Here is a 9,731-nt window from a genome sequence, read left to right as displayed (position 1 = left end):
CACAGGCTTGACGCCAGCCGGCAGCTTGACCGCCGAGATGTGGATCGAGTCGCCGATGTTGGCGCCGGTGAGATCGACGGTGATGAACTCCGGGATCGCATTGGCCGGGCAGTGGAACTCGACTTCGTGACGCACGATGTTGAGCACGCCGCCGCGCTTGATGCCGGGCGACTTGTCCTCGTTGATGAAGTGGACAGGCACGTCGACATTGACTTCGGTGTCCTTGCCGATGCGCAGGAAGTCGACATGGACAGGGAAATCCTTGACCGGGTCGAGCTGGAAGTCCTTCGGCAGGACCTGGATCTTCTTGCCGTCGACATCGATCGTGGCGATCGTGGTCAGAAACCCACCGCCATGGATCTTGTAGTAGATATCCTTGTAGGTGAGCGCGATAGCCAGGGGAGGCTGCTTGTCACCATAGATTACTGCAGGCACTTTACCGTTGCGGCGAACTGCACGGGCGGACCCCTTACCGACCTGTTCGCGTGCTTCGGCCTTGAGCTCGTAAGTGTCGTGGCTCATGGCATTTCCTTTCGGTTTACTGGAGCGCTCACGGTTGGCAGAGTGCCTGGACCGTAAACGTCGAAAGCCGACATACCCATGCATGATCTGGTCCGAAAACCGGAATCCACTTTTCGGGATCATGCGGGAAGGCGGCCTTCCGCCGCGTTGCCTCCAAGGGTGTCTACGCGGGTGGCGGCTCTATAGCGGAAGGCGGCCGGAGGTGCAAGCCAAAGGCACGCCCAGGCTGGTGCAGTCCAGGCGGTCGCTATCCGCGCTTTTCGATGACGGCATAAAGCACGTTGCGGTTCTCGCCGAAGAACACCCGCGCCTCGACGGTGTTGCGGTCGACGCTGGCATTGACGATGTTCCACATATCGACCTCCGATCGCAGCAGCAACACCCAGTCCATGAATGTCTCCCGGTAGCCGGCGTCAGGCGTGCCCTCGGCGTAGTTCGCAAACAGGAACGTCCCGTTCGGCTTCAGCATCTGCAGGCAGGTCTTCGTGAGTTTCACCGCGACGTTGTGGGCGAGGTAGTCGTAAAGGCCGGAGGCATAGATGAAATCGAACTTGCCGAGCTTGTGACCCCGCGTGAGCACGGTTCGCACCGAGCCGTCGATGGCTTCGACCGCGGTGCCCTGGAAGTCGCGCGCGATCAGCCCAACGCTCTGGGGATCCTGATCGAGCGCAACCCAGCGCTTGAGACGGCCCTCCGTCAAGGCGACCGAGCGATTGGCCTCCCGCAAATGGCCGGCCGCGATCGCCAGGATCTCGGTTTGCGGTCCATTCTTGACCGCAATCTCGTCGACATATCGGGTCAGGAGGTCGCGTCGTTCCCGTGCCGCGACGCATGAGGGTACGTTCTGGGTATGGCTATAGAGCGCCTTGCCGATCTCCGAGGCGTTGGCCACGCTCTCTGCCACGTGCGGATCGCAATAGATGTAATCAAGCAACTGCGCGTCGCCGGAATAGCCCCTGGGCTTGGTGAAGGACCAGTGCGTCAGCGGATCCTCGAGAAAATACTTCAGGATCGGATGGTTCTGCGCCACCGGTATCAACGCATGCCAGACGTCGGGATGAACCTTGGAATGCAGGCCATTGAGGAAGGACAGCAAGCGACCGACGATCTCGGCGGGGTTCTTGTCCTGTTCGATCTGCTGCTGTGTCGCGTGGAGAATGAGCGCCAGCTCCGCGCGCGCGGTTTCGAACGCTTCGCCATGATGCTCGAGCTTTCCCCGAGGCAGCGTGCCGGCGAGCATCGCGGCAGTAATCAAGCTTTTGCCATCAAGAACGGTCTGCACGCCATCACTCCATAGTTAACAGTCGGTTAACTTATTGCGTAGAATGCTCCATTTGCCAATGTCGGGCTGACGGCATTTTATCGTTATGATTAATTTCCCGCCAACCATGTTCCTCTTTAGACGGCTTCCGGCCCGAATTCCGGGTTCGAGTTAACGGAAACTTGTCTTGCGCGATTGCATTTGTTTGCCCGGCGTCGCAATCGCCGTCGCGTCCAAAGGAGCCGGCCCGCGTGGGGGCAGAAGCTGGAAATGAGTTCGGAAAACAAAATCCCTTTCAAACGGGGTCTATTGTGATGAACGAACACCTGTCCTCCGTATTGGTCGATACGGTTGATGCGGAGCCGTACGAGCCGCGCTATGAACTGAGCGCCGACGAGCTCCGCACCCTTTACCGCACCGAAGCGCAGGCGACGCGAAGAGGAGAAGCCAGGCCAGGGCTCTGGATTGCGGTTGCGATCTATCTCTTGTTTTCGGCAACGGATCTGCTGCTGATCCCGGATGTTGCTGCCTACACGATCACGGCGCGCTTCGCAGTCGGCTTGAGCGCGCTTTTGATCCTCGAAGCACAGCTTCGCCGGGGGATTGGAACGGAATGGCTCGACGTGACCTGCGCCGGAGCCATCATCTTCGGCTATGTTGGTTGGTTGTGCCCAGCGGTTCTTGGCGCGGACAAGGAAAGCGTCTCTTACTACATGGTCTTTGGGACCATATTCATGATGAGCGCAAATCTTTTCTTTACGTTCAATTTCAAGCTTTCTATCGTAACCTCGGCAATAATATTGTGTATACTTTACATCGTAAATTACTTCGTTCCTTCAACCCTTACATACAAAATGGTATTCGGGGCTTTCTATATATCCTGTTTCACGTTCACCTCGTATGTGAACTGGAAACTGAATGAGGAACGCTACAACGTCTTTCTGAATGCCCTGGAAGCCAAGATCCAGCACAATGAGGCGACCGAACGCGGCAAGGCCCTGCTGAGGTTGTCGCGGACCGATCCGCTGACGGGTCTGGAGAACCGGCGCGCGATCGACGAGAAGCTGCGGGACTACTGGAGCGATTGGCAAAAGGTCGGTACCAGCTTCGGGGCGATCCTCATCGACGTGGACTTCTTCAAGAAATTCAACGACTGCTACGGCCATCAGGAAGGCGACCGCTGCCTGATCCATGTCGCCAATGCCCTTAGCGACATGATCAAGCAGTATAATGGCTCCATCGGCCGCTATGGCGGTGAAGAGTTCATCGTCCTGGCTCGCATGGAGAAAAAAGAGCAGATACTGGATATAGCGGAAGCCATTTGCAGCACGGTCGAGAACCTGGCGCTGACGCACGAACTGCGGCGCGACGGCGTCTCGATCGTAACGGTGAGCGTTGGCGCCGCATTCACCAGGACGCAGACCGGCGCCAAGCTGGAGAAGATCATCCACGAGGCCGATCGCGCTCTCTATCTGGCAAAAGCCGGCGGCCGAAATTGTGCCCGGCTGTTCGATCCAACCGATCCGCAAAGCAGCGACGAGAGCGAGAACATCGCGGCCTTGCTGAAGATCGCGATCGGCCAGAATCTCGTTTCACTGGTTTATCAGCCTATCCAGGATGTCAAATCGGACCGGGTTGAAGCGGTGGAGGCTCTGATGCGCCTCAAAATGCTGGACGGCACATCGGTTCCGCCGAGCCTGTTCATTCCCGTCGCCGAGCGAACCGGCGCGATCCTGGAACTCGGGCGCTGGGCGATAAGGACGGTGTGCGCCGAACTCCTGGCTGACGACCACGTCCGTGTCGTCAGCGTCAACGTCTCCCCGATCCAGCTTAAGACACCTGGCTTCGCAACGTCTGTCGCGACCATTCTGGGCGAAACCGGCGTCGCCGGCAGCAGGCTGGCCTTCGAGATCACCGAAGGGCTGGAGATGGAGATGCACTCGGACATTCTGCGCTGCATCAGCGACCTGAAGCTGCTCGGGATCAAGATATGGCTTGATGATTTCGGGACGGGCTTTGCGGGCCTTTCGTGGCTTCGCCTGATCGATTTCGACACGGTGAAGATCGACCGATCGTTTCTGCACGACTGCAGCTCCCTGAGCGGCAAGGCGATGCTGCAGGACATCATCACCCTGGTTCGAAATCGCGGCCACAAGATCCTGGTCGAAGGGGTGGAAACCGACGAACAGATGGCTTTGATGCGCGAATTCGGCATAGACAAGATCCAGGGCTTCCATGTCGGCCGCCCCGCTCCCGCCGCCAGTTTCCAGGCAAAGCGGGCCATGCGCAAACGGTCATTTGCCGTGCTTAAGTCCGCATGATGGTGGCCTCTTTCCGACGTTTGGCTTAGCCGCCCTCAAAAGCCGTACTGATTGCAATCAACCCATGACTGGGCCAAGCGGCTACCTAGGGGCTACCGGTCGCTGGTCAACGCGTTGCGTAGCGCCTGGATCTGCCGGTTCAAGGCATCGAGCTCGGCAAGCGTCATGCCCGAGCGTTCGACCAAGGTCTCGTTCAGACAGTTGCATTGGACCAGCAGCGCGCGTCCGGCTGATGTCAGGTCGACCTGCACCTGGCGTTCGTCGGTCTGGCTGCGCTGGCGGGTCACCAGCTCGGCTTGCTCCATTCGCTTCACCAGCGGCGTGACGGTGCTCGATTCCAAAGCCAACCGGTTGGCGATGGTGCCGACCGACATCCCATCGGCCTCTCCAAGTGCGTTCAGCACCAGGTACTGCGGATAGGTGATGCCCATCTCGTCCAGCATCGGCTTGTAGGTGCGGTTTATCGCCATGCTGGTGGCATAGAGCGTGAAACAGAGCTGATTGTCCAACGGGAGAGGCACGGCGCATTCCTTTTGCCAATATGGGCATCAATTCGATACCACGAAAAATGATATCGCGATACATATTTTTGTGGACAAGGGTTTTGTGCCGCGTTAGCTATATGGTTATCGCGATATTGTTTATCGCGGAAATAACCACAAGGAGATTGAGATGACCTCGCAAACCAAGCCCAGCTCCGGCAGCGGTACGATCACCACCAAGGACGGAACGCAGATTTACTACAAGGACTGGGGGACCGGGCAGCCTGTCGTCTTCCATCATGGCTGGCCGTTGAGCAGCGACGATTGGGACGCCCAGATGCTGTTCTTCCTGTCACAAGGCTACCGTGTCATTGCCCATGATCGGCGTGGCCATGGGCGCTCGACCCAGACGGATATCGGCAACGAAATGGACACCTATGCCGCCGATGTCGCGGAACTCGCCGCTTATCTCGACCTCAAGAATGCCATTCATGTCGGACATTCGACCGGCGGCGGCGAAGTGGCGCGCTATGTTGCCAACTATGGCGCCGGCGGCCGTGTCGCCAAGGCGGTGCTGATCGGCGCGGTGCCGCCAATCATGCTCAAGACTGCCGCCAATCCCGGCGGCCTGCCGATCGAAGTGTTCGACGGCTTCCGCTCCGCCCAGGCAGCCAATCGCGCCCAGTTCTTCCGCGACGTTCCATCAGGTCCGTTCTACGGGTTCAACCGTCCGGGCGCGGACATCTCGCAGGGCGTCATCGACAATTGGTGGCGCCAAGGCATGATGGGCGGCACCAAGGCGCATTATGATTGTATCAAGGCTTTCTCGGAAACCGACTTCACCGAGGATCTGAAGGCAATCGACGTGCCTGTCCTGGTCATGCACGGAGACGACGACCAGATCGTTCCGATCGCCGATTCGGCGCTGCTGACGATCAAGCTGCTCAAGAAGGGCGAGCTCAAGGTCTACAAGGGCTTCCCGCACGGCATGGCCACGACCCATGCAGACATCATCAATGCCGACCTGCTGGCCTTCTTCAAGGCTTAAGGCCATGGCCCACAAAAATGCACCCGTCATCAGGCGGGTGCATTTTTGTGACAGCGGCAGACCCGCCTGATCTAGGCGGCCGCCTGCGCTTTGCGCGCTTCCTTCATGTTTGGCAGGAACACGGTGAGCAATCCAAGAAACGGCAAATACGAGCAGATCTGGAAGACGAAATCGATGCCCTTCATATCGGCGACGATACCGAGCACGGCCGCCGCGATGCCGCCCATGCCGAAGGCGAAGCCGAAGAAGATGCCGGCGATCATGCCGACGCGGCCCGGCACGAGTTCCTGCGCAAAGACGACGATGTTCGAGAAGGCAGAGGACAGGATCAGGCCGATCAGCACCGTCAGCACCATCGTCCATTCCAGATTGGCGTAGGGCAAGGCGAGCGTGAAGGGCAGCACGCCGACGATGGAGAACCAGATCATCGCCTTCTGCCCGTAGCGGTCGCCGAACGGGCCGCCGAGCAGGATGCCCAGCGCCGAGGCTCCGAGGAACAGGAACAGCATGACTTGGCTCATCTGCACCGAAACGCCGAACTTATGCATGGAATAGAAGGTGTAGTAGCTGGCGAGGCTGGCGATGTAGGCATTCTTGCTCAGCACCAGCAGGGTCAGCACGATCAATGCGTTCATCACCTTGCGGCGCGGGAAGGGCGAAACGAAGCTCGCCGCCTTGCGGGTGCCCTGTGCGGCACGCAGCCGGCTGTACCAGCCGCCGACCTGCCACAAAACGATGATGCCGATCAGCGAGCCGACGGCGAACCAGGAAATGCTGGTCTGGCCGAACGGCACGACGATGAAGGCTGCCAGCAGCGGCCCCATGGACTGTCCGAAATTGCCGCCAACCTGGAACAGCGACTGCGCCAGGCCGAAGCGGCCGCCGGAGGCGAAGCGGGCGATGCGCGAGGATTCCGGATGGAAGATCGCCGAGCCGATGCCGATCAGCGAGGCGCCGATCAGGAGCAGCGAATAGTGCCCGGCATAGGCGAGCACAATCAGGCCGATCAGCGATGACGCCATGCCGTAGGGCAGCGAATAGGGCATCGGCCGTTTGTCGGTGATCATGCCGATCACAGGCTGCAGCAGCGACGCGGTCACCTGGAAGGTGAAGGTCAACAAGCCGATCTGCCAGAAATCGAGGCCATAATTCTCTTTCAGGAGCGGGTAAATGGCCGACAGCAGCGACTGCATGATGTCGTTGATGCAGTGGCAGAAGCTCACCGCCAGGATCACGGTGAAGGCCGTCGCCTGGGCTGAAGCGTGACTGGTGGTCGCCGGTGGGGCGACGCTGGCGGCTGTCGTATCGGTCAAGGTAGGCTCCGTGGTCTTTTTGGCGGGCAGGCCCGCAGGCAGTTGACGAACGCACCTGCGGCCGCCTTGTCGGACGCTCCTGTGGAGCGCTTGGGACCGGCGCCTTATAAGCTTCTTGCGGGATGACTTCTTTCGTGGTTTGGTCCAATAGTTTCGCAAGTGGGCCATATCGGATGCCGCACGGCAAAGAAGTCTTTCACGCTGGCAACGCCAATCTCGGCCAGTTGCACGAGAGCCGCTGGGAGTGGCTTGAACAAGTGGCCGGGCCGGCGGTGGCATTGCCGACCGAATACCCCGATGGCTACCGTGTGCCGCGGCACCGCCACAGCCGCAGCCAGCTCTTGCATGCGCTTGTCGGCGTGGTGCTGGTGACGACGCGCTACGGACGCTGGATGGTGCCGCCCGACCACGCGATGTGGATTCCAGCCGGCACCGAGCATTCCGTCGAGATGCTGGGCGATGTCTCGATGCGTTCGGTCTATGTCATGCCACAGGCGATCCCCGGGCTGCCCGAAGGCTTGCGCGTCGTCGGCGTCACCGACCTGATGCACAGCCTGATCGTGGAATCGGAAAAGCTGCCGCAAGGCGGCGTTCTGGAAGGACGTGGTGGGCTGATCATGAACCTTTTGCTGCACGAAATCCCGACCTTGCCGGAACGGCCGCTCGGCCTGCCATTCCCGTCCGATCCAAGGCTGTCGGCGCTCTGCCGGCGCTTCGTCGCGGCACCGTCGCCGCATGCGACGATCGATGAATGGGCGGATGCCGCCGGCATGAGCCGCCGCTCCTTCACCCGCGCCTTCCAGCGCCAGACTGGCTTGTCGCTGTCGACATGGCGCCAGCAGGCCTGCCTGTTCGCGGCGCTGCCCAGGCTGGCGGACGGCGAGCCGATCACCAGGGTGGCGCTCGATCTCGGCTATGACAGCGTGCCGGCCTTCATCACCATGTTCAAGCGCATGCTGGGGACCTCGCCGCGCGGCTATATGCGCGGCGCACGAGAAAGCGTCGAGGTCGCTCGTCGCCTGGTCGGCCCGGTTCGGTTGGAAAGCCCTGCGCCGTAACGGCAGGTGCTGTTCTAGAGCATTTTACCGTTTTACGGAAACGGCGAGCTGCTCTAACTCTTTGTTTTGACGTAATTCTCTAGGGAAAGCGCTACGCGCTTTTCCCGGGAAAACCGCTTCACACTTTTCCTGGAATTGCTCTAGTCGAACAGGCTCGACACCGATTCCTCGGTCGCGGTGCGCGAAATGGCTTCGCCCATGAGGTCGGCGATCGAGATGACGCGGATGTTGGGCGCGTCGAGCACGCCCTGGGTGGGCTGGATGGAATCGGTGATCACCAGTTCCTGCAGCTTCGAGCCGCTGATGCGGGCAACCGCACCGCCCGACAGCACACCGTGGGTGATATAGGCGGTGACACTGGTGGCGCCGTTGGCCAGCAGTGCATCGGCGGCGTTGCACAGCGTGCCGCCGGAATCGACGATGTCGTCGATCAGCAGGCAATCCTTGCCGGCGACCGCGCCGATGATGTTCATGACTTCCGATTCACCGGGCCGTTCGCGGCGCTTGTCGACGATGGCCAGTTGCGCATCGAAGCGCTTGGCCAGCGCACGGGCGCGGACCACGCCGCCAATGTCGGGCGAGACCACCACGACGTTGCCGAGTTGCTTGTATTTGGCCTTCACGTCGCGGGCCATCACCGGCACGGAAAACAGATTGTCGGTCGGAATATCGAAGAAGCCTTGGATCTGGCCGGCATGCAGGTCAAGCGTCAGAACGCGGTCGACACCGGCGCGGGTGATCATGTTGGCGACCAGCTTGGCCGAGATCGGCGTGCGGCCGGAGGCGCGGCGGTCCTGCCTGGCGTAGCCGAAATAGGGGATGACCGCCGTGATGCGCTTGGCCGAGGAACGCATGAAGGCATCGATCATGATGAGCAATTCCATCAAATGATCGTTGGTCGGGAACGAGGTCGATTGCAGGATGAAGACATCCTCGCCGCGCACGTTTTCCTGGATTTCGACGAAGATTTCCTGGTCGGCGAAGCGCCTGACCGTGGCTTTGCCCAGCGGGACGTTGAGGTACCGGGCGACCGCTTCGGCCAGCACCCTGTTGGAATTGCCCGCGAAGAGTTTCATGCACGGTTCCTGGTGGAGGATGATGAGACCTGACGGACTCGCTTGCGCCCTTTAACCGGGCTTTTAGCGGCCCGCGCCGGTATTGCAAGCGCCGAGATCGGGAATCCGCCGGCTAAACTCAAGAAAGCTCCGCGCCATCGCCGGGCTGCAACAGGGAGCAGCGGACTTGCGCTGCTCCTTCTTCTCGTTGGGCATCGGATTTTCCCAAAACCGTCTCCACTTTTGGGTCCGATGCCTCTAGCCCGCCTTGCCGCCGAGCCAGGCCGCGAATTGGTCGATGGTCTGGTCGGCGATCGTCTGCATGGTGGCCGGCGAGACCCCCTTCCAGCTGTCGCCGCCCGCGCTGGCGCCGGAATTGACCGACGGGGCCTTCTGCTGACCATTGATGCGGTGCAGCCGGTTGCCGGCGGGGTCATAGACATCCCAGACATAGATGACGGTGGTGTCGGCGCCTTCCGACATCGTCGAGAAATAGCCCTTCAGCACATGTGTCACGGTCTGGTCGGCGCTGCCGGCGAGCGTGATACCGCGCTGCCTGGCGCGGGTCTGCAACTCCGCCGTAAGAGGTGTCGCGGCTTCCACCGAAGCGCCGACGATCGGCGCGATCTGCAGGCGGGTCTTCGACAGGATGGCAGCGCTTTGGGCTGATG

9 protein-coding genes are annotated in these 9,731 nt (G+C 60.5%); 3 read left to right on the top strand and 6 right to left on the bottom strand.

Annotated features, from left to right (window positions below; genetic code table 11):
* Nucleotides 1-522 (bottom strand): 50S ribosomal protein L25/general stress protein Ctc (locus EN939_RS09900; RefSeq protein WP_127267868.1); only part of this gene is annotated, 522 nt, incomplete at its 3' end.
* Nucleotides 523-769: 247 nt separating this feature from the next.
* Entirely contained in the window at nucleotides 770-1,804 is a 1,035-nt protein-coding gene (locus EN939_RS09890) for a class I SAM-dependent methyltransferase (protein ID WP_127267866.1), read from the bottom strand.
* Between the two features lie 293 nt (nucleotides 1,805-2,097).
* Here EN939_RS09890 and EN939_RS09885 point away from each other — a divergent pair, with 293 nt between their 5' ends.
* Nucleotides 2,098-4,104 carry a putative bifunctional diguanylate cyclase/phosphodiesterase gene (locus tag EN939_RS09885; RefSeq protein WP_127267870.1) on the top strand — a complete coding sequence of 669 codons (2,007 nt, stop codon included), beginning with the start codon at nucleotides 2,098-2,100 and terminating at the stop codon, nucleotides 4,102-4,104.
* Between the two features lie 92 nt (nucleotides 4,105-4,196).
* Here EN939_RS09885 and EN939_RS09880 read toward each other — a convergent pair whose 3' ends face one another.
* Nucleotides 4,197-4,625, bottom strand: a complete 429-nt coding sequence (locus EN939_RS09880; protein ID WP_127267865.1) for a MarR family winged helix-turn-helix transcriptional regulator — start codon at nucleotides 4,623-4,625, stop codon at nucleotides 4,197-4,199.
* Between the two features lie 151 nt (nucleotides 4,626-4,776).
* On the opposite strand from EN939_RS09880, the gene EN939_RS09875 reads away from it, so the two are divergent.
* Entirely contained in the window at nucleotides 4,777-5,634 is an 858-nt protein-coding gene (locus EN939_RS09875; RefSeq protein WP_127267864.1) for an alpha/beta fold hydrolase, read from the top strand.
* A gap of 71 nt (nucleotides 5,635-5,705) precedes the next feature.
* Here the strand turns inward: EN939_RS09875 and EN939_RS09870 are convergent, their stop codons facing one another.
* Entirely contained in the window at nucleotides 5,706-6,947 is a 1,242-nt protein-coding gene (locus EN939_RS09870; RefSeq protein ID WP_128361821.1) for an MFS transporter, read from the bottom strand.
* A 173-nt stretch (nucleotides 6,948-7,120) separates the two neighbouring features.
* Here EN939_RS09870 and EN939_RS09865 point away from each other — a divergent pair, with 173 nt between their 5' ends.
* Complete coding sequence (locus tag EN939_RS09865; protein WP_127267863.1) at nucleotides 7,121-8,005, top strand: AraC family transcriptional regulator; 885 nt, start codon at nucleotides 7,121-7,123, stop codon at nucleotides 8,003-8,005.
* A gap of 140 nt (nucleotides 8,006-8,145) precedes the next feature.
* Here the strand turns inward: EN939_RS09865 and EN939_RS09860 are convergent, their stop codons facing one another.
* Nucleotides 8,146-9,081, bottom strand: coding sequence for a ribose-phosphate pyrophosphokinase (locus tag EN939_RS09860; protein WP_013530002.1), 936 nt, complete (start codon nucleotides 9,079-9,081; stop codon nucleotides 8,146-8,148).
* 237 nt (nucleotides 9,082-9,318) lie between these two features.
* On the bottom strand, nucleotides 9,319-9,731 hold a 413-nt coding region (locus EN939_RS09855), incomplete at its 5' end, for a hypothetical protein (RefSeq protein WP_127267862.1).

The sequence above is a fragment of the Mesorhizobium sp. M7A.F.Ca.CA.002.05.1.1 genome (assembly GCF_003998335.1).
Classification (GTDB): domain Bacteria; phylum Pseudomonadota; class Alphaproteobacteria; order Rhizobiales; family Rhizobiaceae; genus Mesorhizobium.
The sequence above is the reverse complement of the archived record's forward strand: the minus strand, read 5'-3'. Positions and strand labels throughout refer to the sequence as shown.

What these genes read in the sequence shown, in the direction of transcription:
- EN939_RS09875 (WP_127267864.1), top strand. Translation starts at nt 4,777, where the DNA reads ATGACCTCGCAAACCAAGCCCAGCTCCGGCAGCGGTACGATCACCACC.
- EN939_RS09860 (WP_013530002.1), bottom strand. Translation starts at nt 9,081, where the DNA reads ATGAAACTCTTCGCGGGCAATTCCAACAGGGTGCTGGCCGAAGCGGTC.
- EN939_RS09885 (WP_127267870.1), top strand. Translation starts at nt 2,098, where the DNA reads ATGAACGAACACCTGTCCTCCGTATTGGTCGATACGGTTGATGCGGAG.
- EN939_RS09865 (WP_127267863.1), top strand. Translation starts at nt 7,121, where the DNA reads ATGCCGCACGGCAAAGAAGTCTTTCACGCTGGCAACGCCAATCTCGGC.